Here is a 25,003-nt window from a genome sequence, read left to right as displayed (position 1 = left end):
GTTGGCGGGGACGGTATCAGGCCGATGACGTGCGCGGACAGGTGGATGTCACGCTCGGTGAGGGTTAAACGGTTCTGCTGTTTCGTTACGCTGGGGTCGCGCACGTCCGGCACCCGGCTCGGGCCACCGCACCCCGGCCGGCGCGTCCGTCGTCCGTCCTGCCCCCGTCCGCCGTGTCCCCCCGTCCGCCGCAGCTCCGTCCGCCGCGGTCCCGAGCGCCGTAGCCTCGTCCGCCGTAGCCCTTCCGCCGCATCCCCAGGAGGCCGCATGTCCGCCGAGCCCGGCACCGTACGACCCGGGGGCCGCACCGCGCGCGTGCGTGCCGCCGTACTGCGGGCGGCCGGGGACCTGCTGGCCGAGCGGGGCTTCGCGCACCTCGACCTCGCGGACGTGGCCCGCCGCGCCGAGGTCGGCAAGACGACCGTCTACCGCCGCTGGGGCAGCGTCACCGGGCTCGTCGCCGACCTCCTCGCCGACATGGCCGAGCAGTCCCTGAACCGCACCGACCTGGGCTCCGTGCTGGAGGACCTGCGCGCCAACGCCGCGCTGGTCCAGCGGACGCTGGCCGACCCCCGGCAGGGGGCGCTGTTCCGCGCGGTCATCGCGGCGGCCACGTGCGACGCGCGTACGGCGGAGGCGCTGGCCCGCTTCTACGAGGTGCGGGTCGCGGAGTGGGTGCCGTGCGTGCGGCGCGGCGTCGAGCGCGGGGAACTGCCGGCCGGCACCGACCCGGCGCAGGTCGTGCGCGCCGTGTCCGCGCCGCTGTACTACGCCCTGCTCACCACGGGAACGGCCCCCGACCCGGCCGCCGCGGACCGGGCGGCCCGGGCCGCGGTGGCCGCGGCGACGGCCGGGGTGTACGCGACCGGAGCGTGAGTGCCCCACGGGCGCGGCCCGCTCCGGTGCGGCGCGGGTCGGGTACGCGGGGCGCCCCGCGTCGGGTGCGTGGGGTGTGCGGGGCGACCGGGTCGCGGTGCGTGGGGTGTGCGGGGCGACCCGGTCCGGTGCGTGGCGCGTGCGGGGCGACCCGGTGCGTGGTGCCGGGCCGGGGTCGTGCGGGCGGGGTGTGGCCCCCGCCCGCGCCGTAGCCGGAGTGCTACTCCAGCACCTCCGCGAGGACCCGTACCGCCCGTTCCACGTCCGCGAAGCCGACGTACAGCGGGGTGAACCCGAAGCGGAGTACGTCCGGGTGCCGGAAGTCGCCCACCACTCCGCGCCCGATGAGCCGCCTCATCACCTCACCGGCGTCCGCGCAGCGCAGCGCCACCTGGCTGCCCCGCTCCCCGTGCGCCTCCGGGGTCATGGACTCGACGCGGCCCTCGGGCACGTACGCCGCGACGCACTCCAGGAAGAAGTCCGTCAGTGCCAGCGACTTGGCCCGCACCTCCTCGACGCCGACGCCGTCCCACACCTCCAGGGCCGCCTCCAGCGCCAGCATGGAGAGGATGTCCGGCGTGCCGACCCGGCCGCGCAGCGCACCCGGCGCGGGCTCGAACTCCCCCCGCATGCCGAACGGTTCGGCGTGCGAGTTCCAGCCGGGCAGCGGCGAGTCGAAACGGTCCTGGAGGTCCGAGCGCACATAGAGGTACGCCGGTGAACCCGGTCCCCCGTTCAGGTACTTGTACGTGCAGCCCACGGCCAGGTCGACGCCGTGCTCGTCCAGTCCGACCGGCAGGGCGCCCGCGCTGTGGCACAGGTCCCAGACCGCGTAGGCCCCGGCCTCGTGCACGGCCGCCGTCAGCCCGGGCAGGTCGTACAGCCGGCCCGTGCGGTAGTCGACGTGGTTCAGCAGTGCCGCCGCCGTCCGCGGGCCCAGCGCCCCGGTCACCTCGCCGGGGGCGACCGCGCGCAGCGTGCACCCGGTCATCCGCGCCGCCGACGCCGCGATGTACCCGTCCGTCGGGAACGTCGTGGCGTCGACGACGATCTCGTCGCGCCCCTCTCCCGCGAGGCGGACCGCGCCGACCACCGCCTTGAACACGTTGACGCTGGTCGAGTCGCCGACGACGATCTGGCCCGGTGCGGCCCCCACCAGCGGGGCGATGCGGTCGCCGATCCGCTCGGGCGCGGTCCACCAGCCGCTCTCCTCCCAGGACCGGATGCGCAGTTCGCCCCACTGCCTGCGGACCACGTCGTCCACCCGGCCCGGCACCGCCACCGGCAGCGCGCCCAGCGAATTGCCGTCCAGGTACACGGTGTCGTCGAGCACGAAGTGCTCGCGCAGTCCGCCGAGCGCGTCCGCCGCGTCCAGCTCCTTCGCCCTGGCGCGCGCCTCAGACATGGGACCTCGCCGTCCACAGCTCGGGGAACACGTTCTTCTGCGCCCGCTTCTCCAGCCAGGCCACGCCCGCCGAGCCGCCGGTGCCGGTCTTGGCGCCCATCGCGCGGCGGGTCGCCACGAGGTGGTCGTTGCGCCAGCGCCACACCAGCTCGGCCACGTCGGTCAGCGCCTCGCCCAGCCGGGCCAGCTCACCGCTCTCGTCCCCGGCGTAGAGCTCCGTCCACACGGCCTCCACCTCCGGCGACGGCTCGTACTTCTTCGCGACGTCGCGCTCCAGCACCGCCGCAGGGATCGCGTACCCGCGCCGCGCGAGCAGCCGCAGCACCTCGTCGTACACGCCCGGCTCGTGCAGCGCCTTCTCCAGCTCGGCGTGCACGCGCGGCGCGCCGCGGTGCGGGACGAGCATCGACGCGGACTTGTCGCCGAGCAGGAACTCCATGCGGCGGTACATCGCGGACTGGAAGCCGGATCCCTCGCCGAGGGCGCTGCGGTACGAGTTGAACTGCGCCGGGGTCAGCTGACCGAGCGGGCGCCAGGACGCGTTCAGCGCCTCCAGCTCGCGGACCGAGCGCTTCAGCGCGGCGACGGCGGTCTTCACGTCGTCCGCGCGCAGGGCGCGCGCCGTGGTCTCCCACTCGTGCACGATGACCGTGAACCACAGCTCCATGACCTGGGTCGTCACCAGGAACACCATCTCGCCGGGGTCGTCCGAGAGGGTGTGCTGCAGGTGGGTCAGGACGTCCGCCTGTACGTAGTCCTCGTACGGCGTGGTCCCCTGGAAGTCGAGATGCGGGGTCTCGGGCTCCTGAGCCTCTTCGGGCTGAGTCTGATGAGCCTGTTGGGACATCGCTGTCTCCTGTTGCGTACTCCGGGTAGCGGTCCGCCCCTGCCGTTACCGGCACGGGGGCCCCGGTCCCCACCGCGCATCCTCCGCAATGGTCCCCCGAAACCGCAAGGCCCGCCTGATCACACCAGGCGGGCCGGGCGACGCGCTTCGGCTCTAGCCCAGGGTCTGGGCCGCCGCGGGCGAGGAGTCCTTCAGGAACTGGCTGCAGCGCTCGTACTCCTCCTGCTCGCCGATCGCCTGCGCGGCGCGGGCGAGGGCGTGCAGGGCGCGCAGGAAGCCGCGGTTCGGCTCGTGCTCCCACGGGACCGGGCCGTGGCCCTTCCAGCCGTTGCGGCGCAGGGAGTCCAGGCCGCGGTGGTAGCCCGTACGGGCGTAGGCGTACGACTCGACGACGCTGCCGCGCTCGAAGGCGTCGTCGGCCAGCTGGGCCCAGGCGAGCGAGGAGGTGGGGTACTTCGCGGCGACGTCGGCCGGGGGTGTGCCGTTCGCGAGGAGCTCGCGGGGCTCCGGGTCGTCGGGCAGTTCGGTCGGGGGCGGTCCCCCGAGGAGGTTCTCGTGAAGGCTCATGGACTCCAGTCTGCGCCATGCGGGGCGGGGCGCGGCACGGGTGGGCGCCGGGCGCCGGCCGTCGGTGAGCCCCCGGCCGTCGGTGGGCGCCGGGCGCCGGGGGGTGGGTCGGGGCCGTGCCGGTACATCCGGCCGTCGGTAGTCGTCGCCGGCCCTCGTCACCAGCCTCGGTTGCTCACGTCCCGTACCCGACGGCCATCCGATGTACCGGCACGGCCCCTTCCGCCGGATCGCGGCTGCGGGTCGTGGGCGGCTGGGCTGCGGGGGCTCGGGGCGGCTGCCCGGCTGCGGGCTGGTAGCGCCGCGCGCGGCTTCCGGTCGTGGGCGGGTGCCGGATGTACGGGGTGACCGGCCCTCCGTCGGCGATGCCCGTAGGCGCCGCGTACCGGTGTGGTCCTCGTCGTCGGCCCGGGTCAGGTCCGGTGTTTCGGGGGGTCCGGGGACGGGCGGGCCGACTCCAGTGGGGGTGCTGTGACCCAGCCGTGCGTGCGGCACTGGGGGCGCCGGCAGTCCGGCCGGGGACGCCGTACCGTCGTGAACGCCACCACCGCGCCCACGAGGAGCACCCCCGCGCACCACGGCATCGCCCGCCGGAAGGCCGCGTCGAACTGCTCCGCCGACCGGTACGCCTCCGGGCCCATCCCCGCCAGCAGCGGCAGCGCCGCCACCGCGACGAGGCCCGCCACCCGGGCCGCCGCGTTGTTGATCCCGCTGGCCAGCCCCGCCCGGCCGGTGTCCAGCGACGCCAGCACGGTGGCCGTGAGCGGCGCGACCAGGGCCACCATGCCCGCGCCCATGACCAGCACCGCCGGCAGGACGTCCGCCACGTACGAGGTGTTCCGTCCCACCCGCAGCATCAGCAGCATCCCGGCCGCGCACAGCACCGGCCCCACCGTCAGCGGCAGCCGGGGGCCGATGCGCTGGGCGAGGTCACCGGAGCGGGCCGAGAACAGCAGCATCAGGACGGTCGTCGGCAGCAGGGCCGTGCCCGCCTGCAGGGCCGAGTAGCCGGCCACCACCTGGAGCTGGAGCGCGGTCAGGAAGAAGAAGCCGCCGAAGGCCGCGTAGACGCAGAGGGTGACGAGGTTGACCGCCGTGAACTGGCGGGACGCGAACACCTCCAGCGGCAGCATCGGATCGGGCCGCCGCCGCTCCACCACCACGAACGCCACCCCGGCGGCGAGCCCGGCGACCGCCGTGACCACGACGACGGCGGTGCCGTTGCGGGCCTCCGTCAGCGCGTACGTCACCAGGGCCAGCGACGCGGCGGCCAGCACCGCGCCGAGCACGTCGAAGTGCCCGTGGGCGCGCCCGTCGGCCGACTCGGGGACGTGGCGTACCGCGACGGGCACGCACAGCAGGGCCAGCGGCACGTTCAGCAGGAAGACCCAGCGCCAGCCCGGCCCGTCCACCAGCCAGCCGCCGAGGAACGGACCCACGGCCGCCCCGACCCCGCCGAGGCCGGACCAGAGCCCCACCGCCCTCGCCCGGTCGTCCGGGTGGAAGGACGCCTGGATCAGCGCGAGCGAGCCGGGGGTGAGCAGCGCCCCGCCGACCCCCTGCAGGGCGCGCGCCGCGACGAGGACGGCCGCGTTCGGCGACAGGCCGCACAGCAGCGAGGCCGCCGCGAACCACACCACCCCGATGACGAAGATCCTGCGCCGCCCGAAGTGATCGCCCAGGGCCCCGCCGAGCAGGATCAGGCCCGCCAGGGTGAGCAGGTAGGCGTTGACCGTCCACTGGAGCGCGGCGAGGTCGGCGTCCAGGTCGCGGCCCACGCGGGGCAGGGCGACGTTGACGACGGTCGAGTCCAGCAGGGCCATGCCGGAGCCCAGCACCGTGGCCAGCAGGATCCACTTCCCCTGGGGCGAGGTGATCCTGACGGCCGGGGTCTCCTGCGGCGGGGCAGCCATGCAGCCGATCATCCCGCGCCGGGCGCCGCACGGCCAGGCTTGGGGACGGCGAAGGGCCCGCCCCTCGGGGGGGCGGGCCCTCGGAAGGCCGGGACTACTTGATCTTCGTGCCGGTGGAGCGGAGGTTGGCGCACGCCTCGGTGACCCGCTGGGCCATGGAGGCCTCGGCGAGCTTGCCCCAGGTGCGGGGGTCGTACGTCTTCTTGTCGCCGACCTCGCCGTCGACCTTCAGGACACCGTCGTAGTTGCGGAGCATGTGGTCCGCGACCGGGCGGGTGAACGCGTACTGCGTGTCGGTGTCGAGGTTCATCTTCACGACGCCGTTCTCCAGGGCCGTGGCGATCTCCTCGGCCGATGAGCCCGAGCCGCCGTGGAAGACGAAGTCGAACGGGGAGGGCTTGCCGTACTTGGCGGCGACGCCCTCGTTCAGCTCCTTCAGCAGCTCCGGACGCAGGACGACGTTGCCCGGCTTGTACACGCCGTGCACGTTGCCGAAGGAGGCGGCCAGCAGGTAGCGGCCCTTCTCGCCCAGGCCCAGGGCCTCGGCCGTACGGATGGCGTCGTCGACCGTCGTGTACAGCGAGTCGTTGATCTCGTGCGAGACGCCGTCCTCCTCGCCGCCGGTCGGGGTGATCTCGACCTCAAGGATGATCTTCGCGGCGCGGGCGCGCTCCAGCAGCTCCTGGCCGATGGCCAGGTTGTCGGCGAGGGTCTCCGCCGAGCCGTCCCACATGTGGGACTGGAACAGCGGGTTGCGGCCGGCCTTGACGCGCTCCTCGGAGACCGCCAGCAGCGGGCGTACGTACCCGTCGAGCTTGTCCTTGGGGCAGTGGTCGGTGTGCAGCGCGACCGTCACCGGGTACTTCTCGGCGACGATGTGGGCGAACTCGGCCAGCGCCACGGCACCGGTGACCATGTCCTTGCTGTACTGGCCGCCCAGGAACTCGGCGCCGCCGGTGGACATTTGGATGATGCCGTCGCTCTCGGCCTCCGCGAAGCCGCGCAGCGCAGCGTGCAGGGTCTGGGTCGAGGTCACGTTGATGGCCGGGTAGGCGAACTTGCCTGCCTTCGCCCGGTCGAGCATCTCGTTGTAGACCTCGGGGGTTGCGATGGGCATCTGTCCGCTCCTTGTATGTGCGGGTGGCGTGGTGCTTGGGACCCTGACCTAGGGGGGCGACGTCATCGTCGGCCCCATCTTTCCAGACTCGGCCCGATGGTCCACCCATGGCGTCCGGCCCGTGGACAACCGGGCCGGGCCCGGGTGGACGGCGCTCAGTCGAGGCCCAGCTCGTCCTTGTCGAAGGCGAACAGGTACGGCACCCCGGCACCCTCCTGGATCTTCTCGGCGGCGCCCGTCGCCCGGTCGACGATGGTGGCGACGCCGACGACCTCGGCGCCCGCCTCGCGGACCGCCTCGACGGCGGTGAGCGGGGAGCCGCCGGTGGTGGAGGTGTCCTCGACGACGAGGACCCGGCGGCCCCTGATCTCCGGGCCCTCGACCCGGCGCTGGAGACCGTGCGCCTTGGCGGCCTTGCGCACCACGAAGGCGTCGAGCCGCCGGCCGCGCGCGGCGGCCGCGTGCAGCATGGACGCGGCGACGGGGTCGGCGCCCATGGTGAGGCCGCCCACCGCGTCGAAGTCGAGCTCCGCGGTGAGGTCCAGGAGCACCTGGCCGACCAGCGGGGCGGCCTCCCCGTCGAGGGTGATGCGGCGCAGGTCGACGTAGTAGTCGGCCTCCAGCCCCGAGGAGAGGGTCACCTTGCCGTGCACCACGGCCTTGTCCTTGATCTGCTGCAGCAGCGCGCCGCGTACGTCACTCATGCGAGCCAGCTTAGAGGCGCCGCCGGGCCCGGCCCGCCCCGCCTCAGAGGCGTCGCCAGGTCCAGGTGGTGGCGGCTTCGAGGGGTTCGATCGGGGTGACCAGCCTGGGCTGGGAGTTGAGCCCGTCCGGCGGTCCGGTCTGCGGTTCCACGCAGACGGCGGCCTCCTGCTCGTCGTACACGACGACCCACTGCTCGGGGCTGGTGACCTTCAGCTCCAGGTGTCCCGGCCAGGTGACCGTGACGTCGACGCCGTCGGGCATCCCGAAGCAGTCGTCCCAGGGGCCGGGCCTCGGCTCGGTGCGCCGTCCGGTGGGCAGGTGGTCGTCGCCGCGCTCCTCCTGCCAGGCGGGCGCGAAGTCCAGCCGGGCGTCCTCGCCGCTGCCGAGGTTCCGGTTGAACCAGGGGTGCCAGCCGATCTGCGCCGGGAAGGAGGACTCGTGCGCCTCCACGGCCATGGCGAGCGTGAGGCTGTCCTCGGTCAGGGTGACGATCTGCGTGACGCGCCCGGGGTGGGGCCAGGGGTCGACGAGGTCGTACGTGATGACGGCCTCGCCGTCGCCGGCCCGCGCGGTGCGCCAGGCGCCGTCCCGGACGGTGCCGTGGATGGCGTGCGGCGGGGAGTTGAGGGGCAGCTGCCGCAGGACGCCGCCGTCGCGGAAGCGTCCGTCACGGACGCGCCCGCACCAGGGCACCATCGGGAAGCAGCCGAACTTCGGTCCCTGCCGCAGCAGTTCGACGCCGCCGATGCGCAGTCCGCCCACCCGCCCGCCGTTTCCCGGCTGTACGGTCACCTCCGCGTCGCCCGCGGTCAGCGTGATGTCTTCGTTACTCACGTGATGACCCTACTGGCCCGGCGGTGTGCCGCTCAGCCCGTCCGGTACCGGAGGCCGGAGCGCGTCCTTCGCCGGGCGGGGCCCCGGACCGCCCGGCCCGCCGGGTCACCTCACCGGCGTCGGCGCAGCGCCCGTCCGACGACGACGGCCGAGGCCAGCGCGAGGGCCGCGGCGGGCGCCGCCCAGCGCAGGGTGGCGCCGGCCGCGCCGGACTCGGGCGCGGGCACCGGCGCGTACCGTCCGCGCGGCGGTGCGTGGTCGACCTCCTCCGCGCTCCGCCCGATCATCGTCCGGCGGGCGTGCGCCGCCTCGGCGGCCGGTTCGCCGGGCGCGTCCAGTCCCTCGGCCACGAACTCCCGTTCCGCCTGCTCGGCGTCGAGCTCCTCCTCGGCGAGGGGGTCGAGGGAGGGCGGCGGCACGTCGGTGTCGAAGACGGAGGGCGGGACGGGTCCGGCCGCGTCGCCGATGTCGTCGGCGGCGTCGGCGTCGTCGTCCTCGGCGGCGGACAGACCCTCGGCGGACGCGGCGGGCGTGGGTACGGCGGGCGCGGCGTGCTCGCCGGTGCCGGCGGCCGTGCCGTCCGCCTCCGTGAAGGAGCCGTCGCCCGGGGACGCCGGCTCACCGGCACCCTCGGCGGCCGGCTCCGCGGTCCGGGCGGTTCCCGCCGCCAGGTTCTCCGCGAACCGGTCCAGCAGCCGGGTCGCCGCCGAGGCCACCGCGTCGGCGGGGAGTTCCTCGACGCGCCCGTCCGCGGTGGCGCCGCCGCCGAAGGCGACCGCCGTCCCGCCGTCCGCGGCGGTGAGCCGCAGGGTGAGGGCGAGCTTGACGGAGCCGCTGCCGCGGGACTCGGTCGCGTCGCCCTCGACGGCGTACGAACCGTCGTCCCGGGCGGCGACCCGCAGCGCCCCGCGGTACGTGATGCTGTGGCTCCCGACGCGCACCTTCAGCCGCCCGGAGACGGGCGCCGTCCCCGCGTCCTGCTGGAGCCCGGGGACCGCCCGGGCGACCCGCGCGGGGTCGGCGAGCGCCTCCCTCAGCCGTTCGGCCGGAACCGGAACGAACACCTCATGGTCCATGTCAGCCGAGCCTACCCAGCATGGCTCGAAGCGCACCCCTGCATCACGGGATTCTCCCGGTGTCCGTGCGCCCGGGGACTCAGTCGGCGTACCGCGGGTGGATCAGCGTGGACGGCGGCAGGCCGGTGACGCGGGTGGCGGCCGCGGCGCGCGCGTCGGCGGCGAGCGCCGCGCCGGTGAGGCCGTGCGGCGGGGGTTCGCGCGGGTCCACGCGAAGCGGCGGGCGGCTGCGGGCGGCGAGGACGAACCCCCAGTCGCGCGGGGCGCGGGAGGCGCCGGTCGTCCGGTCGGGGCCGGCCGCGAACCCGGAGTCGCGCCCTCCGGCGCAGTACGGCGCGGTGCGCAGCCCGGCGGCCCGCACCGTGGCGTCGACGGTCCAGAAGACGCGGGGCCGGGAGAGGACGGGTCCCGCGTGCACGGCGAGCCGGCCGCCGGGGGCCAGGGCCTGCCGGGCGAGGCCGTAGAACTCCTGCGAGTAGAGCTTGGTGCTCGGGGTGATGCCGGGGTCCGGCAGGTCCGAGATCACCACGTCGTACGTGCCCCGGTCGCGGCGCAGCCGGTCGAAGGCGTCGCCGACGGTGACGTGGACCCGCGGGTCGTCGAAGGCGTGCCCGTTGAGCGCGGACAGGGCGGGGTCCCGGCGGGCCAGGCGCACGACTCCGGCGTCGAGCTCGACCACGTCGACGCGGCGCACCCCGGAGTGGCGCAGCACCTCGCGGGTGGCGAGCCCGTCGCCGCCGCCCAGGACGAGGACGCGCGCCCGCGGCCCGTTCAGCGCGGGGTGGACGAGCGCCTCGTGGTACAGGTGCTCGTCGCGTCCGCTGACCCGCAGGCGTCCGTCGAGGTAGAGGTCGAGGGGACGGCCGTGGGTGCCGCCGGTCAGGACGACCTCCTGGACGCCGGTCTGCAGGGCGACGCGCACGTCAGCGCCGTAGACGGCGTGGCGTGCGGCACGTTCGAAGTCGTCGACGAGGAGGGCGGCCGTGGCGAGCAGCCCGAGGACGAGGACGTTGGCGGTGACCAGCAGCCAGCGGGCGCGCCGGGTCAGGTCGTGCCGGAACAGGCCGAGGACGAGCGTGCCGCCGGCGACCACGTTGACCGCGCCGGTGAGCAGGGCGCCGGTGAGCTGGCCGAGCAGCGGCAGCAGCAGGAAGGGGAAGGCGAGGCCGCCGACGAGCGCGCCGACGTAGTCCGCGGCGAACAGGTCCGCGACGGCGCCGCCCGCGTCCTGGCGCCGGATGCGCTGGATCAGCTCCATGAGGAGGGGGACCTCGGCGCCGATGAGGAGGCCGATGGCCAGGGAGAACGCCACCAGGAGGCAGCGTGATCCGCTCGCCCAGGCGCCGCCCCAGTCCCCGGTCCAGGCGAACATCGCGTACAGGGCCATCGCGCTGCACCCGCCGACCAGGGCGAGGGCGGCCTCGACGGCGCCGAAGCCGGCCGCGGCGCGGCAGCGCAGCCGTTTGGCGGCGAGGGAGCCGATGCCCATCGCGAAGACCATCACGGAGAGCACGACGGAGGCCTGGGTGACGGAGTCGCCGATCAGGTACGAGGCGAGGGCGACGAGTTCGAGTTCGTACACGAGTCCGCAGGCGGCGCAGACGAAGACGCAGGCGAGGACGAAGAACCGTCCGGTGCCGGGCCCTACGGGCAGGCGCGCCGGGCCCCGCTCACCGACCGGCGGCGGCGCGCCGGGTGTCGGGGCTCCCCGTGACCGCGTGAAGCCGCGTGTGGGGGAGGGCGCGTGCGGATCGATCACGCTGCGAACGCTACGTCACGGCGGCGGCACGCCTCGTCACCCACACGTGTGGAACGTGGCCGCCTGTGCGACACCGCGTGCCGGGGGCCGGGGTACGCGACGGCCGTGCCCCGCGGGCCCGGACGGGCGGCGGAGGTCCGGCCGGTCAGACGGCGGACGTACTCAGGGACGGGACTCGTACACCCACTCTCGTCCGGGTGGCGACGAGTTGACCGTCCTGCGGATAGGCGTGCCAGGTGCGCCAGTGCACTTGGCCCTCGTGGCGCTGGGCGAGCATCGCGGTGAAGGCGTGCGGGCTGCCGGGAAAGACGCCCGCGAGACCGTGGGGATGGTCGGCGACGAGGGCCAGCAACTCCTGGGCGCGGCCCGCGAAGGAGCCGTGCGACAGCGTCTCGACGCGGGCCGCGAACTCGTACTCCCAGTCGCCGATCCGCTTCGCGACGCCGAGCGGCAGCGGGGTGCTGCTGCCGGCGATGCACGCGACGGTCTCCGAACAACTGCCCCCGTCCTCCTCCAGAAGCACCTGGTGGGAGGCTCCGAGCAGCCGCAACTGCAGTTTGGCGCCCGTCAGTTCGAGGTCGAGGGTGGCGAGCGCCGGGAGCGGCTCGCGGCCCAGGGTCCAGGCGAGGTCGGCCGCACGCGTGTCGGTGTACGAGGTGTTCAGGGTCGTGAGCATGGGTCGGCTCCGCTATGGCGCAAAGGGAGGTGGGGGGTCCGGCGCACCCCGTCGGTACCGGGGGATCGGCCAGGTCAGTCCGGTCAGGAGGGACACGTCCGAGGGCCGCGTTGGTGATGTAGAGGGAATCATGAACTGTGGCGACACCACAGCGTTTTTACCCAACTTCGTAGGGTTTCCATCCCCCCGAGGGCTCCACAGCTCAACTGTTCAACCACGGCGTACGCCCGGAGCACCGAAGCCGCACCCGGAACCCGCCGTTCCGTCAGGGCCGCCGACCCGGGCCCGCCCGGCAGCCGAAGGCACGGGAGCGGGCCGGGCGGGAACGCCGGAGTGCCCGTCGGGGCACTCCCCCGACGGGCACTCCGGTGTGCGGACGCGCTTCCCCCGAAGGAGCTCAGCTGCCCCGTGTCAGCTGCCTCCGCCGCATCCGCCTCCGCCGCCGCACGACGACCCGCCTCCGCAGGACGAGCCGCTGCTGCACGACGAGCCTCCGCCGCAGGAGTGGCCGTGGTGGCCGCCCCCGCTGGACGATCCGCACGACTGGGCCGCGCCGCCCCCGGCCCACCAGCTTCCTTCCCCCCTCGCGCGGCGCGAGCGCGAGGTCCGGCCCTTCGACAGGTGCGCGGTCTTCCCGCGTCCGCGTCCGGCGGCCTTGAACAGCCCGACCAGGGCGACCAGACCGACAGCCAGGATGATGCCTGCGAGCATGGCGCCACCCTCCTTCCACTTCCCCCGAAGCGGCCCCCCGTGGGCCCCTTGTCCGTTGGTGCGTACCGTGCGCCCCCGTGTTCCCGCGGGGCGGTTCTCCGGTGGTACTCCCCGGTGGTGCTTCCTGCGTGGGAGGGGGATGCCCTCACGCCACGCGCGCGAAAGCAGAGTTGAGCAACTTCAGAGGCTTCTCTCCGGGCAACGGCCCCTGACCCGCACAGAAGGGCAGGTCAGGGGCCGTCCGTGGGTCAATGGGCCGTCCGGGGGCCGTGCTTGTCGTTCAGGCTCCGAGGTGTCCCCCGTCGCCGGCGCCGAGGAGGGAGTTCGCGAGCCGGCGTTCGACGGCGGAGGGCAGGGACCACAGCTCGGCACGCCGCTTCCGGTCCTCCGAGCCCTGGCGGGCGGCGCGGCGGACACCGGACACCGCCGAGGCGAGGGCGGCCAGGGACACGGCGAGCCCGGTCCCGAGCAGCGCACCGGCGAGTACGGCGCCGTCCGCCAGGGCGAACGGAAGCGCGACTCCGAGGCAGAGCGCGCCGATGCCGCTGAGGACGCAAACCATCCACCACAGCGGCGTGAGCGGGTGCTCGTCGCGCAGATGGTCGGCCAGCTGACGGTCGGTGGGACGCCGCCGCGGGTGCGCTCCGGCCGCGCGGAACAGCTCCGCCCGGCCCCGCAGCGCCCACACCGCGTGCACTCCCACCCAGACGACGGGCAGCAGGAACAGCGTCACCAGCACCGAACCCGCCCGGACCGTCCGCGGCACCGCCATCCAGCCGGAGGCGTCGGCGACCACGGACACCGCGGCGGCTCCCACGCATACGGCACCCGCAGCGCTCGTGACCACGAGCCACCGCCGGGCCCCGCGCACCCGGGCGCTGAGAGGGAACTCGACCGCGTCCAACGCCTTCTCCCCTCGACGACCGCAGGAACTCTACGCAGCTCTCCGAAAGGAAGCACTCGGATGCCTGGCGGGCTCGAATTCTGCCCGAGGCGCCGACGCCAGGACTCCGGTCGAACACCGCTTGGCTTCTTCCGCGTTCGGACCGAGATCGACAGCGGGCCCCCGTCGACGAGGACGCGCTCACCCGCGAAGGTGTTGAGGAACTCCGGAGCTTCGGCGCAGGATGACCGGCATGACCTCCAGCGCACGCCCTCTTCTGAACCGCCGGCTCGCCGAGTTCGGTACGACGATCTTCGCGGAGATGTCGGCCCTCGCCCTGAGCACCGGCGCGATCAACCTCGGCCAGGGTTTCCCCGACACGGACGGTCCTGAGGAGATCCGGGAGGCCGCCGTGCGGGCGCTCAGGGCGGGGCGCGGGAACCAGTACCCGCCGGGGCCCGGGGTGCCCGAGCTGCGGAGGGCGGTCACCGAGCACCAGCGGCGGCGCTACGGGCTGTCGTACGACCCGGACACCGAGGTGCTGGTCACGGCCGGCGCGACCGAGGCGATCGCCGCGACCCTGCTGGCGCTGCTGGAGCCGGGCGACGAGGTGATCGCGTTCGAGCCGTACTACGACTCGTACGCGGCCTGCATCGCGATGGCCGGCGGCACCCGGGTGCCGGTGACGCTGCGCCCGCACGAGGGAGCCTTCCGGCTGGATCTCGACGAGCTGCGGGACGCGGTCACCGACCGGACCCGGCTGCTGCTGATCAACACACCGCACAACCCGACCGGCACCGTGCTGACCCGCGAGGAGCTCACCGAGATCGCGCGGCTCGCCGTGGAGCGGGATCTGATCGTGGTCACGGACGAGGTGTACGAGCACCTCGTGTTCGACGGCGCCGAGCACCTGCCGCCGGCGTCGTTCCCCGGGATGCGCGAGCGGACGGTGAGCATCGGCAGCGCGGGCAAGACGTTCTCGTTCACCGGCTGGAAGGTCGGCTGGGTGACGGCGCCGCCCGCCCTGGTCACCGCGGTGCGCTCGGCGAAGCAGTACCTGACGTATGTGGCCTCGGGGCCGTTCCAGTACGCCGTCGCCGAGGCGCTCGCGCTGCCGGACGCGTACTTCGACGCCTTCCGCGCGGACATGCGGGCCAAGCGGGACCTGCTGGCCGCGGGGCTGGAGGAGGCGGGCTTCGGGGTGTTCCGGCCGGCGGGCACGTACTTCGTCACCACCGACATCCGGCCCCTCGGCGAGTCGGACGGCTTCGCCTTCTGCCGCTCGCTGCCGGAGCGCGCCGGTGTCGTCGCCGTCCCGAACGCGGTCTTCTACGACCACCGCGAGGAGGGCGCCCCGTTCGTACGGTTCGCGTTCTGCAAGCGGACCGAGGTGCTGACCGACGCGGCGGAACGGCTCCGCGAGGCGTTCGCGGGCTGACCGCGCCCTGTGGGACGGACGCGTCCCCCCGGCCGCCTGCCACGCCTCGCCCGCCCGCCCGCACTTTCGCGCCGGAGGCGCGCGTTCTGCAAGCGGACCGAGGTGCTCCATGGCGCCGCCGGTCGCGGGCGGCGTTCCGCGGCTCCTGGCCGCGCCGGGAAGGGGCGTTCCTAGCACCGTGGGGGCCGCTGTCGCGGACGGCGCGCCGGACCGGCGCGACCCGTACCCGCACGGCGCTGTAATGCTCGCAAATGCCCCGTGAGGGACGCACAGTGCCGGTGTGACCCACGCGAGTACCATTCCCGCCCCCGCCAGGCAGTCCGGCGCCGGGGACCGCGGCCGCCCGGTCCCCGTCCGCCGTCGGCCGCCCGTTACGGCGGCCACGGCGCTCGGACTGTTCGCCGCCGCCCGCCTCACGGGCGTCCTCGTGGTCGCCGTGGCCGCCTGGGCGCAGGGAAGACAGCCGCTGGCCCTGCTCGGCCGTTCGTGGGACTCGGTCTGGTACCTGGGCATCGCGGCGCACGGGTACGGCCGCAGCATGCAGGCCGGTCCCGAGGTCGTCCGCAGCGACCTGGCTTTCTTCCCGCTGTATCCGGCGCTGATCCGCTGCGTCACCGCCCTGACCCCGCTGGGCGGCGGCGCGGCGGCCCTGCTGGTCGCCTGGACGGCCGCCGCCGCCGCCGCGTACGGGATCTACCTCGTGGGGGCGCGGCTGCGCGGTCCCGCCGTCGCCACCGTGCTGGTCCTGCTCTGGGGGCTGCTGCCGCACTCGGTGGTGCTGTCGATGGCGTACACGGAGCCGGTGCTGACGGCCTTCGCCGCCTGGTCGCTGTACGCGGTGCTGACCGGGCGGTGGCTGTGGGCGGGGACGCTCGCGGCGCTGGCGGGGCTGGCCCGGCCCAACGGGGTCGCCGTGGCCGCGGCGGTCCTCGCGGCGGCGGCGCACGAGATCGTGAAGGCGCGCGGCCGGAAGGTTTCCCACAGGCTGTGGACGGGCGCGGCGCTCGCACCGCTGGGGTGGGGCGGCTACGTCCTGTGGGTCGGCGTGCGCCGGGGCGACCCGCTCGGCGGCTATTTCGCGGTGCAGCGCCTGTGGGGATCGCGCTTCGACTTCGGCCGCGGCTCCCTGGGCTTCGTGAAGCACCTGCTGCTGCACGGTGACCGCTTCGTCTTCCCGATGACCATGGTGATCGTGGCGGCGGGCATGCTGCTGTTCGCGCTGCTGGCCCTGGACCGCGCCCCGCTGCCGCTGCTCGTGCACAGCGGCGTGCTGCTGCTGATCGCGCTGGGCGGCTCGGGCTTCTTCGAGTGCAAGCCGCGCTTCCTGCTGCCCGCGTTCCCGCTGCTGCTGCCGCTGGCGGGCGCGCTGGTGCGGACGGCAAGAGCCCGGCCGTGGCACGCGACGCTGGTGGTCGGTGCCCTCGCCGGGCTCTCCTTCGCCTACGGGGCGTATCTGGTGGTGGTCGCCCATACGCCCCTGTGAGTGGGGGCCGGGACTACTCCTCGTCGTCCCCGGGCTTGTCCGCCTCGTTGACTTCCTGCTCCAGGCCGAGCTGCTCGACGAGCCACTTGTCGAACTCGATGGCGGCCCGCACCCAGCTGACCGTCGACGAGACGAAGTGCTCCAGGCTGACGCCGGTGCCGATCAGCATCTGCGCCTCGCCGATGAGCCGGACGGTGCCGTCGTCGTGCGTGTGGCTGTAGACCTTCGGCCACAGGGTGCGACGGTTCCAGTCGTCGATGGACTCCAGCAGCGCGGGCTTCTCGTCGATCTGGTGCGGCCGGTCGTAGAACGTCCGGACCGAGAAGACCTGCTGGTCACCCTCACCGCGGAACATGAAGTACGTACGGAACTGCTCCCACGGCGCGACGAGGTCTCCCTCTTCGTCGACGAGGTGCTTGAGCTCCATCTGGTCGAGGAGCTGCTTCACGAGGTCCTGATCCGGGACGACGGGGCCCGCCGGTCCGCCGGGCTGCGGCTCGGGCTGGCCCCCGAAATTCGGAATCGAGGACGGGTCGATGCTCACCGTGTATTTCCCTTCGTACGGATTACGCCATCCTCCCCCATGCGGGGCGGGGAGTGGCAACCCCTGGCGGGCCTGTCCGCCGGGGGCTGACTCGATCCGGCCGATCTCCGCCGACGGGCGGGCCGGGCGCGCCGCGCCGTGGCCGGGCGGCTACGGCGTGCGCACGAGGTCCCGGGAGGGGACCCCCGCACCGGGGCTCCCCCGCCGGGTACCCCGACGGCTGCGGGGAACTACGGAGAACTACAGGGTCTTGCCGGTCGCGCGGTCCGTCGCCGGGCCCACGATCAGGCCGTCGCCGAAGGCGTCGACGCGGACCGTGTCGCCGTCCTTGACCTCGCCCGCGAGGATCTCCTTGGCGAGCCGGTCGCCGATCGCCGTCTGGATGAGGCGGCGCAGCGGCCGGGCACCGTAGGCCGGGTCGTTGCCCTTGTCGGCGAGCCAGGCCAGCGCCGCCTCGGTGACCTCCAGGGCGAGCCTGCGGTCGGCGAGACGCCGGGCGAGCCGGTCGATCTGGAGCCGGGCGATGCGCTCCAGCTCCTCCTTGGACAGCGCCGAGAAGACGACCAGGTCGTCGAGCCGGTTCAGGAACTCCGGCTTGAAGGAGGCGCGTACGACCTCCAGGACCTGCTCCTTCTTCTCCTCCTCGGTGCTGAGCGGGTCGACCAGGAACTGGCTGCCCAGGTTCGAGGTGAGCACCAGGATGGTGTTGCGGAAGTCGACCGTGCGTCCCTGACCGTCCGTCAGGCGGCCGTCGTCCAGCACCTGGAGCAGCACGTCGAAGACCTCGGGGTGCGCCTTCTCGACCTCGTCGAGCAGGACCACGCTGTACGGGCGCCGGCGCACGGCCTCCGTCAGCTGGCCGCCCTCCTCGTACCCGACGTAGCCGGGCGGGGCGCCCACCAGGCGGGCGACGCTGTGCTTCTCGCCGTACTCGCTCATGTCGATGCGGACCATGGCCCGCTCGTCGTCGAAGAGGAAGTCGGCGAGCGCCTTGGCCAGTTCGGTCTTGCCGACGCCGGTCGGGCCGAGGAAGAGGAAGGAGCCGGTGGGCCGGTCGGGGTCGGCGATCCCGGCGCGGGTGCGGCGCACGGCGTCGGACACCGAGCGGACGGCCTCGGTCTGTCCGATGAGGCGGCGGCCCAGCTCGTCCTCCATGCGCAGGAGTTTCTGGGTCTCGCCCTCCAGGAGCCGGCCCGCGGGGATGCCGGTCCAGGCACCGACGACGTCGGCGATGTCGTCCGCGCCGACCTCCTCCTTGACCATGGTGTCGGTGCCGGCGGCCTCCTCCTCTTCCTCGGAGGCGGCCTCCAGGTCCCGCTCCAGGTCCGGGATCTCGCCGTAGAGCAGCTTCGAGGCGGTGTCGAAGTCGCCGTCGCGCTGGGCCCGTTCGGCCTGGCCGCGCAGCTCGTCGAGCTTCTCCTTCAGTTCACCGACGCGGTTGAGGGACTGCTTCTCCTTCTCCCAGCGGGCGGTGAGGCCGCGCAGCTCCTCCTCGCGGTCGGCGAGGTCGCGGCGCAGCTTCTCCAGGCGCTCCCGGCTCGCGGCGTCGGTCTCCTTGCCGATCGCCAGCTCCTCCATCTTCAACCGGTCGACGGAGCGCTGGAGTTCGTCGATCTCGACCGGGGACGAGTCGATCTCCATGCGCAGCCGGGACGCGGCCTCGTCGACCAGGTCGATGGCCTTGTCGGGCAGGAAGCGGGAGGTGATGTACCGGTCGGACAGGGCCGCGGCGGCCACCAGGGCGCTGTCGGCGATCTGCACCTTGTGGTGCGCCTCGTAGCGGCCCTTGAGCCCGCGCAGGATCGCGATGGTGTCCTCGACGGTCGGCTCGGCGACCAGCACCTGCTGGAAGCGCCGCTCCAGGGCGGGGTCCTTCTCGATCCGCTCGCGGTACTCGTCGAGCGTCGTCGCGCCGACCATCCGCAGTTCGCCGCGCGCGAGCATGGGCTTCAGCATGTTGCCCGCGTCCATGGCGGAGTCGCCGCCGGCGCCCGCGCCGACGACGGTGTGCAGCTCGTCGATGAAGGTGATGATCTGGCCGTCGGAGTCCTTGATCTCGGCCAGGACGGTCTTCAGGCGCTCCTCGAACTCGCCGCGGTACTTCGCGCCGGCGACCATGGCGCCGAGGTCGAGCGCGACGAGCCGCTTGTTCTTGAGGGACTCGGGCACGTCGCCCTTGACGATCCGCTGGGCGAGGCCCTCCACGACGGCGGTCTTGCCGACGCCGGGCTCGCCGATGAGGACGGGGTTGTTCTTGGTGCGCCGGGACAGCACCTGGACCACCCGGCGGATCTCCTGGTCCCGCCCGATGACGGGGTCGAGCTTGCCCTCCCGCGCGGCGGCGGTGAAGTCGGTACCGAACTTCTCGAGTGCCTTGTACTGGCCCTCGGGATCCGCAGTCGTCACCCTGCGCCCTCCCCTGGTCTTCTGGAACGCGTCCAGCAGCTTCTTCGCACCGGCCCCCTGTGAGGACAGTACGTCCGCGGTGCGGCCGCCCTTCGCGGCGATGCCGATGAGCAGGTGCTCGGTGGACAGGTACTCGTCGTCGAGCTCCTTGGCCCGCTCCGTGGCGTCGGCGATCACGGCGAGCAGCTCGCGGCTGGGCTGCGGGGGCGCGACGGTGGAGCCGGTCACGCGGGGCAGCGCGGCCAGGACCTGCTCCGTGCCGGTGCGCACGGCGGCCTGGTCGGCCTCGACGGCGGCGAGCAGGTCGGTGATGTTCTCGTTGTCCTGCCCCGCCAGCAGAGCGAGCAGCAGGTGGGCGGGGGTGAGGTCCGGGTGCCCCTCGGACACGGCCCGGCTGCTGGCCGCGTTGATCGCGTCCCGGCTCCTGTTGGTCAGCTCGGCGTCCACGGTCGCTGTCTCCTCCTTGCGTCAGTCGTACTCAGCCTGACTCCAGCAACGTACACAAAGTTGAGTCTATTCCACTCAAGGAGTGAGGCGGGACGAGAAACGGTTAAGTTCCCGCCATGGCCGCATACCCCGTGGATCCACGCGATCCCGACCCCGCATACCTCAGCTTCTGGCGCGAGCACCACCTCTGCACCCTGACCACCCCCCGCCCCGACGGCTCCCCGCACGTGGTGCCCGTCGGGGTGACCTACGCGCCGGAGGAGGGGCTGGCCCGGGTGATCACCAACGGGTCCAGCACGAAGGTGGCCAACATCCTGGCCGCGGGGCCCGGCGGTGCCCGGGTGGCGGTGTGCCAGGTGGACCGGCGGCGGTGGGCGACCCTCGAAGGGCTCGCGGTCGTGAGCCGGGAGCCGGAGCGGGTCGCGGAGGCGGAGCGGCGCTACGCGGAGCGGTACGGCCGGGTGCCCTCGCCCAACCCCGCCCGGGTGGTCATCGAGATCCGGCTGACCTCGGCGATGGGCCGCGGCTGACCGCCGGGAGCGCACGTGGGGTCGCCCGGCCTCTCCGGGACCGGGGCGTACCGGGATGTTCCGCCGCAAACTGCAGCGGCGTCACCGTGTTCAGGTCACGGTGACGCCGCTGCGGGGGGGAAGTACCTGCGCGATCTACAACGACGGGGGAATCGCGTCAGGCACTGCGGGGGGTGGCTGAGATGGTCCGTACGTCCGGGGCTTCCGGCTCGACCAGCTGATGGTCACGCTGGTCCAGGTTCACGAAGATCATGCCGTACCGGATGGCGCACCGTACCGGCTGCGGCGCCCCCCGAGGCCGCCGCAGACACCGGTACGCCCGGACGTCGTCGTCGTCGTCCCGGGTGACGACCACCGGCTCCCCGAAGACCGTCACCATCAACGAGTCACCGCTGTGGGGGATGGCGGTGGCCAGGTCGATGAAGTGCCAGCCGGACCGGTAGGCGGTCGCCATCTCCCGGCGGAAGGAGCGGTCGTCGGGCGGGATGGTCATGCCGCCACGTCCTTGGGGGAACCGACGCTCCACGAGAGGTCGCCCTGCACGCGGCTCCAGGAGAGGTCCGGCGGGGCGATGCTCCAGGAGAGGTCGCCGGGCACGGCGTCGGTCGTGCTGGACACGTGTGCATCGGCAGGCTCACTGCTCCAGGAGAGGTCCAGGGCGCTTGCGGCACTGAAGACCATCCCAGCGGAGAAGGCGACAGCGAGCACCGAGCGAACCATTCTCTTGCACATAGTCGGCTTCGTCCTCACTTCCTTGGATAACTCTCCCCCGCCGTCCTCCAAGACGATGGCTCATTCAGTCAGGCAAACACCACAGGGTCGATGCATCATGTTCCTGCACGTTCAGGACCCTGGGGGGTGGAGCTTTGCCTACAAAGAACTCACATCGGACACATCCTCATGCCGAGACTGAACTGTGCGACGAAGGCAGGCGTCTTTACGCCTCCGCGCTGCGCTCCGGGCGCATCGCCCGCAAGGAGGTCGGACCCGCTCCCTGCCTGATGGAGTTCGCGCTGCTGCACCCCGACCCGGACGACCCCCTGTGGCTCCGGCCGGTGCCGCCGGCGGCCGCGCTCGCGCAGCGCCTGCACCCGATAGAGCGGGAGATCCAGGAGCGTAGAAGCCTGGCTGTGGAGTTGACCGACTCCTTCGAGCCATTCATGGCCATCACCGCCCAGGATCCGCCGACCACGCACGCCATCACGGTGCTGGAAGGCATCAACCGGATCAACTCCGCGATCGAACTGGCGATGACGGAGTGCCACTCGGAGATCCTGACCGTCCAGCCGGGCGGCGGGCGCAGCGAACACTCTCTCATCGAGGCCCTGGAGCGCGGGCGCGCGGTCATCGCCCGCGGCATCACCATGCGCACGCTCTACCAGCACACCGCGCGGCACAGCCAGGGCACGCTGGCCTACGCGGAGCACATGACCAAGGGCAACGTCGAGATCCGGACCCTCGAAGAGCTCATCGAGCGGTTGATGATCTTCGACCGCACGGTGGCCTTCATCCCGGCGCGCGGCGACGGCCAGATGGCCCTCGAACTGCGCCACCCCGGCCTCGTGGAGTACCTGGCGAAGGTGTTCGAGCAGCTCTGGGCCCGCGGGGTCCCGCTGCTCGAAGAGGCTCCCTACGCGCCTCCCACGGACGGCATCACCGGCGTCCAGCGCTCCATCGCCAAACTGCTCGTGGAGGGCCACGTCGACGAGGCGATCGCCCGGCGCCTGGGCATGAACGTGCGCACCTGCCGCGCCCACATCGCCAAGCTCGCCGCCGCGCTCGGCAGCGGCAGCCGCGCCCAACTCGGGTTCCTGATAGCGCAGTCCGGCATCCTCGACCCCGAACACTGACGGCGCGGGACCGGCCCGCCGGCCGGCCGCGCCGCCGACGACCCGGAGCCGTACCGCCGTCCCGTCCCCGCGCGAGGGGCCCGGGGGCGCCCTCAGCGGCTCGTGGGCGCGTCCTGGCCCGGGACGCTGACCGGCAGCAGTTCGGCGGCGTCCGAGGCTCTGGGCGGCCCGTCCAGGCCCGCCTGGGCGATCCGCACTCCCAGCTGCGTACGGCTGGCCGCGCCCAGCGTCTCGGAGAGCCGGGCGATGTGCGCGCGGCAGGTGCGGACGCTGATCCCGAGCCGCTCGGCCACCACGGCGTCCTGGTGGCCCTCCGCGAGCAGCGCCGCGATCGACCGCTCCCGGTGCGTGATCCCCTCGATGCCCGTCGAGGGCAGCGGCGCGGCGAGCGGGATGCCCAGCCGCCACAGCCGCTCGAAGACCGTGACCAGGTAGTCCACCAGCGCCGGGTGGCGCAGCTCCAGGGCGATCGTGCGGTCCGTGTTGGCGGGGATGAACGCCACCTTGCGGTCGAAGACGATCAGCCGCTCCACGACCTCGTCGAGCGTACGGGCCTCGGCGGCCTCCCCCATCAGCTCCATGTACGTGTGCAGGCCCTGGCCGTGCCGCGCCACATGGGTGTACAGGTCGCGCATCCGGACCCCGCGCCTGCGCAGTCCCAGCGCCCGGTGCAGCCCCTCCGACAGCTCGTCCTCGCGGCGGATGCCGCCCGGCTGCACCGTCAGCACCTCGGTACGACACGCCTCGGTCGCCTCGTCCATCGCGGCCCGGATCCGGGGCAGCCCGTCGAGCACGCGGATCGCGGCGCCCTCGGCCGGCGCCCGGACGCGCCCGCCGAGCCCCGCGTACCACTCGAAGGCGGCCACCGCGTCGCCCACCCGCGTCTGGCTGGCGGTGATCTCCTCGTACACGCCGCGCAGCAGCCGGGTCATGACCTCCTGCGGAGAGGTCGGCACGAGCCAGCCCATGTCGTCGGGATCCGGGTGCAGGAGCGCCAGTTCGAGCAGGCAGGGCACCGCGTCGGCGTCCGAGCGCAGCACCCGGCCACGCCGTACGGCGCGGGAATACACGCGGTCCCCGGCCTCGCACAGCCGGTCAGCACCGTGCGGATGCGTGTCCGTCCCGAGCCCCGCCATCTCCCACCCCTGGCTCCAAACTCCTGGCTCCAGCGTCTTGCGCGATGCAACGCCTCGGCGTCTTCCGCAGCGACACTATGCGCGGCCCGGTCCGCCATCGCAACACGCCTCCTTCCCGCGCCCGCCCCCGATCGCCCCGACAAGCCAGGACATGTCCCCACCTCCGCAACGGCCGCTTGCAACAAGCTGTCGGTGCGGGGTTCGTACGCGACCGCGGGCACACATCGCGTCTCCGGCTTGGCGGAAGAGGCGAACGGGCCCGGCGGAAGCGGCGTATGTCCCGGTGTCCGAGGTCTCACGTGCGCGGGGAGGAATACGGAGGCGGCTCGCGACTGGCCGGAATGCTGCTGTCGGAGCGGTCGCCGGACGGGGCGGACCCGGGGAGGCGGGCACGCGACGCCCGGGGAACGGGGGCACACGTCAGCCGCCGTGAACGCGGGACCGCCCGCGCGCGGTGTCCGCGAGCGGGCGGTACGGGCGGGCGGGCGGTCGTCGCCGGGGGGCCGCGACCTCTGCGACCCCGCTTCGGAGGGCTAGTTGAGGCCGATGGCCGCGCAGTCCGCCTTGAACTTCGCGGTGCAGATCTGCTTCACGGTGTAGAAGCCCTCCTGCACGACGGTCTCGTCGATGTTCTTCTTGGTCAGCGCGACCACGGGGACGAGCTGCGCCGGGATGTTCTTCTTCGTGGGGCTGCTGACCTTGTCGCGGGTGAGGGCGTCGAACTCGATCGAGCGGCCCTGGACCTTCGCCACCGCCATCTGCGCGGCGGCGTTGGCCTCCTGCGCGTACGACTTGTAGACGCTCATGAACTGGTCGCCCGACACGATGCGCTGCACGGCGTCCAGTTCGGCGTCCTGGCCGGTGACCGGCGGGAGCTTGGTGGCGCCGGTCTCCTTGAGGGCGGAGATGATCGCGCCCGCCATGCCGTCGTTGGCGGAGTAGACGCCGGCGATGTTGTCCAGGCCGATGGCCGTGATCGCCTTCTCCATGTTGACCTTGGCGTTCTCCGGCTTCCAGTCCTTGGTGTCGAAGCGCTCGGCGATGTCCACCTTGCCCTGGAGCTCGGAGAGGGCGCCCGCCTTGAACTGCGCGGCGTTCGGGTCGGTTTCCGAGCCGTTCATCATGACGATCTTGCGGTTGTCCGAGCCGGGGCCGAGCGCCTCCACGAGGGCCCTGCCCTGCACCTGCCCGACGAGTTCGTTGTCGAACGAGATGTACGCGTCGATCGGCCCCTGTGCCAGGCGGTCGTACGCGATGACGGGGATGCCCGCCTCCTTGGCCTTGCGCACGGCGCCCGCGATGGTCTTGGCGTCGACCGCGTCCAGCAGGACGACGTCCACCTTGTCGGCCACCATCTGTTCGAGCTGCGCGCTCTGCCGCGCCGCGTCCTGCTCGGCGTTGGCGTACTCGACGCGCCCCTTGTCATTGGTGAGGTCGGCGACCTTCTTCTCGATGATGGGGTAGTCGAACTTCTCGTACCGGGAGTTCTCCTTCTCCGGAAGGAGCAGGCCGACCGTGATGTCGTCGCCCTTCTTGGGGCTCGCGGAACTGCCGTCGCCCCCGATGCCGTCGACCACGCCACAGGCGGCGAGCGGGGCAGCCATGGCAAATGCGCCCAAGGCTATGGCAGTACGACGCATACGGAATCGGGTGTTCACTTCATGTGCCTTCCGGACGAGGGCGCAGCTTTGCGACCAGGTGGCTGAAAGCCAACGCGCCGATCACCGCAGCGTCAAGGAGTAACCACTTAACGAGATGGCAACGGACTTCCGTGTTCGGCTTGTGAAAGTACCAACTCGC

General features: G+C 73.1%; 22 protein-coding genes. 5 read left to right on the top strand and 17 right to left on the bottom strand.

Going from position 1 to position 25,003, the window contains the following annotated elements:
* The first annotated feature begins 267 nt into the window (after window positions 1-267).
* A complete protein-coding gene (locus ACWGIS_RS04590) occupies window positions 268-876 on the top strand; it encodes a TetR/AcrR family transcriptional regulator (protein ID WP_453360938.1) in 609 nt (202 codons plus the stop codon).
* A gap of 220 nt (window positions 877-1,096) precedes the next feature.
* Here the strand turns inward: ACWGIS_RS04590 and kynU are convergent, their stop codons facing one another.
* The 11 genes from kynU to ACWGIS_RS04535 form a co-directional block, all read right to left on the bottom strand.
* A complete protein-coding gene (gene kynU, locus ACWGIS_RS04585) occupies window positions 1,097-2,281 on the bottom strand; it encodes a kynureninase (RefSeq protein ID WP_453360937.1) in 1,185 nt (394 codons plus the stop codon).
* A complete protein-coding gene (locus tag ACWGIS_RS04580) occupies window positions 2,274-3,128 on the bottom strand; it encodes a tryptophan 2,3-dioxygenase family protein (protein WP_453360936.1) in 855 nt (284 codons plus the stop codon). The genes kynU and ACWGIS_RS04580 overlap by 8 nt, the downstream gene beginning before the upstream one ends.
* A 153-nt stretch (window positions 3,129-3,281) precedes the next feature.
* Window positions 3,282-3,695 carry a DUF3151 domain-containing protein gene (locus tag ACWGIS_RS04575; protein WP_453360935.1) on the bottom strand — a complete coding sequence of 138 codons (414 nt, stop codon included), beginning with the start codon at window positions 3,693-3,695 and terminating at the stop codon, window positions 3,282-3,284.
* 413 nt (window positions 3,696-4,108) lie between these two features.
* Window positions 4,109-5,608, bottom strand: coding sequence for an MFS transporter (locus tag ACWGIS_RS04570; protein ID WP_453360934.1), 1,500 nt, complete (start codon window positions 5,606-5,608; stop codon window positions 4,109-4,111).
* A 94-nt stretch (window positions 5,609-5,702) separates the two neighbouring features.
* Window positions 5,703-6,725: a class II fructose-bisphosphate aldolase gene (fbaA, locus tag ACWGIS_RS04565; RefSeq protein WP_453360933.1), complete on the bottom strand. Its 1,023-nt coding sequence runs from the start codon at window positions 6,723-6,725 to the stop codon at window positions 5,703-5,705.
* A 155-nt stretch (window positions 6,726-6,880) separates the two neighbouring features.
* Window positions 6,881-7,429 (bottom strand): orotate phosphoribosyltransferase, encoded by a 549-nt coding sequence (pyrE, locus tag ACWGIS_RS04560; RefSeq protein WP_453360932.1) that lies wholly within the window; start codon window positions 7,427-7,429, stop codon window positions 6,881-6,883.
* A gap of 43 nt (window positions 7,430-7,472) precedes the next feature.
* Window positions 7,473-8,264, bottom strand: coding sequence for an aldose epimerase family protein (locus ACWGIS_RS04555; RefSeq protein WP_453360931.1), 792 nt, complete (start codon window positions 8,262-8,264; stop codon window positions 7,473-7,475).
* 110 nt (window positions 8,265-8,374) lie between these two features.
* Window positions 8,375-9,340: an SRPBCC domain-containing protein gene (locus tag ACWGIS_RS04550; RefSeq protein WP_453360930.1), complete on the bottom strand. Its 966-nt coding sequence runs from the start codon at window positions 9,338-9,340 to the stop codon at window positions 8,375-8,377.
* A gap of 79 nt (window positions 9,341-9,419) precedes the next feature.
* Window positions 9,420-11,099, bottom strand: coding sequence for a polyamine aminopropyltransferase (locus ACWGIS_RS04545; protein ID WP_453360929.1), 1,680 nt, complete (start codon window positions 11,097-11,099; stop codon window positions 9,420-9,422).
* A gap of 145 nt (window positions 11,100-11,244) precedes the next feature.
* On the bottom strand, window positions 11,245-11,775 hold the full coding sequence (locus ACWGIS_RS04540; protein ID WP_453360928.1) for a DUF2617 family protein: 531 nt from the start codon (window positions 11,773-11,775) through the stop codon (window positions 11,245-11,247).
* A 991-nt stretch (window positions 11,776-12,766) separates the two neighbouring features.
* Window positions 12,767-13,303, bottom strand: a complete 537-nt coding sequence (locus ACWGIS_RS04535) for a hypothetical protein (RefSeq protein ID WP_453360927.1) — start codon at window positions 13,301-13,303, stop codon at window positions 12,767-12,769.
* A 310-nt stretch (window positions 13,304-13,613) separates the two neighbouring features.
* On the opposite strand from ACWGIS_RS04535, the gene ACWGIS_RS04530 reads away from it, so the two are divergent.
* A complete protein-coding gene (locus ACWGIS_RS04530; RefSeq protein ID WP_453360926.1) occupies window positions 13,614-14,807 on the top strand; it encodes a pyridoxal phosphate-dependent aminotransferase in 1,194 nt (397 codons plus the stop codon).
* Between the two features lie 280 nt (window positions 14,808-15,087).
* The gene (locus ACWGIS_RS04525) at window positions 15,088-16,290 is read left to right on the top strand and encodes a hypothetical protein (protein ID WP_453360925.1); all 1,203 of its coding nucleotides are present in this window, start codon (window positions 15,088-15,090) and stop codon (window positions 16,288-16,290) included.
* Between the two features lie 13 nt (window positions 16,291-16,303).
* On the opposite strand, the gene ACWGIS_RS04520 is transcribed toward ACWGIS_RS04525, so the two are convergent.
* Both ACWGIS_RS04520 and clpB read right to left on the bottom strand, forming a co-directional pair.
* The gene (locus tag ACWGIS_RS04520) at window positions 16,304-16,834 is read right to left on the bottom strand and encodes a YbjN domain-containing protein (protein ID WP_355789325.1); all 531 of its coding nucleotides are present in this window, start codon (window positions 16,832-16,834) and stop codon (window positions 16,304-16,306) included.
* A gap of 240 nt (window positions 16,835-17,074) precedes the next feature.
* A complete protein-coding gene (gene clpB, locus ACWGIS_RS04515) occupies window positions 17,075-19,687 on the bottom strand; it encodes an ATP-dependent chaperone ClpB (protein ID WP_453360924.1) in 2,613 nt (870 codons plus the stop codon).
* Window positions 19,688-19,803: 116 nt separating this feature from the next.
* Between clpB and ACWGIS_RS04510 the strand changes: the two genes are divergently transcribed.
* Complete coding sequence (locus ACWGIS_RS04510) at window positions 19,804-20,217, top strand: pyridoxamine 5'-phosphate oxidase family protein (RefSeq protein ID WP_453360923.1); 414 nt, start codon at window positions 19,804-19,806, stop codon at window positions 20,215-20,217.
* 157 nt (window positions 20,218-20,374) lie between these two features.
* Here the strand turns inward: ACWGIS_RS04510 and ACWGIS_RS04505 are convergent, their stop codons facing one another.
* Both ACWGIS_RS04505 and ACWGIS_RS04500 read right to left on the bottom strand, forming a co-directional pair.
* Window positions 20,375-20,710, bottom strand: a complete 336-nt coding sequence (locus ACWGIS_RS04505; RefSeq protein WP_453360922.1) for a hypothetical protein — start codon at window positions 20,708-20,710, stop codon at window positions 20,375-20,377.
* Window positions 20,707-20,835 (bottom strand): hypothetical protein, encoded by a 129-nt coding sequence (locus ACWGIS_RS04500; RefSeq protein WP_453360921.1) that lies wholly within the window; start codon window positions 20,833-20,835, stop codon window positions 20,707-20,709. The genes ACWGIS_RS04505 and ACWGIS_RS04500 overlap by 4 nt, the downstream gene beginning before the upstream one ends.
* A gap of 248 nt (window positions 20,836-21,083) precedes the next feature.
* Here ACWGIS_RS04500 and ACWGIS_RS04495 point away from each other — a divergent pair, with 248 nt between their 5' ends.
* Window positions 21,084-22,067 carry a helix-turn-helix transcriptional regulator gene (locus ACWGIS_RS04495; RefSeq protein WP_453360920.1) on the top strand — a complete coding sequence of 328 codons (984 nt, stop codon included), beginning with the start codon at window positions 21,084-21,086 and terminating at the stop codon, window positions 22,065-22,067.
* A gap of 92 nt (window positions 22,068-22,159) precedes the next feature.
* Here the strand turns inward: ACWGIS_RS04495 and ACWGIS_RS04490 are convergent, their stop codons facing one another.
* The gene (locus ACWGIS_RS04490; RefSeq protein ID WP_453360919.1) at window positions 22,160-23,203 is read right to left on the bottom strand and encodes a LuxR C-terminal-related transcriptional regulator; all 1,044 of its coding nucleotides are present in this window, start codon (window positions 23,201-23,203) and stop codon (window positions 22,160-22,162) included.
* Between the two features lie 533 nt (window positions 23,204-23,736).
* The gene (locus tag ACWGIS_RS04485) at window positions 23,737-24,843 is read right to left on the bottom strand and encodes a sugar ABC transporter substrate-binding protein (protein ID WP_453361090.1); all 1,107 of its coding nucleotides are present in this window, start codon (window positions 24,841-24,843) and stop codon (window positions 23,737-23,739) included.
* Window positions 24,844-25,003: the final 160 nt, after the last annotated feature.

The sequence above is a fragment of the Streptomyces sp. NPDC054842 genome (assembly GCF_053611025.1).
This window is presented reverse-complemented; position numbering and strand designations above follow the sequence as displayed.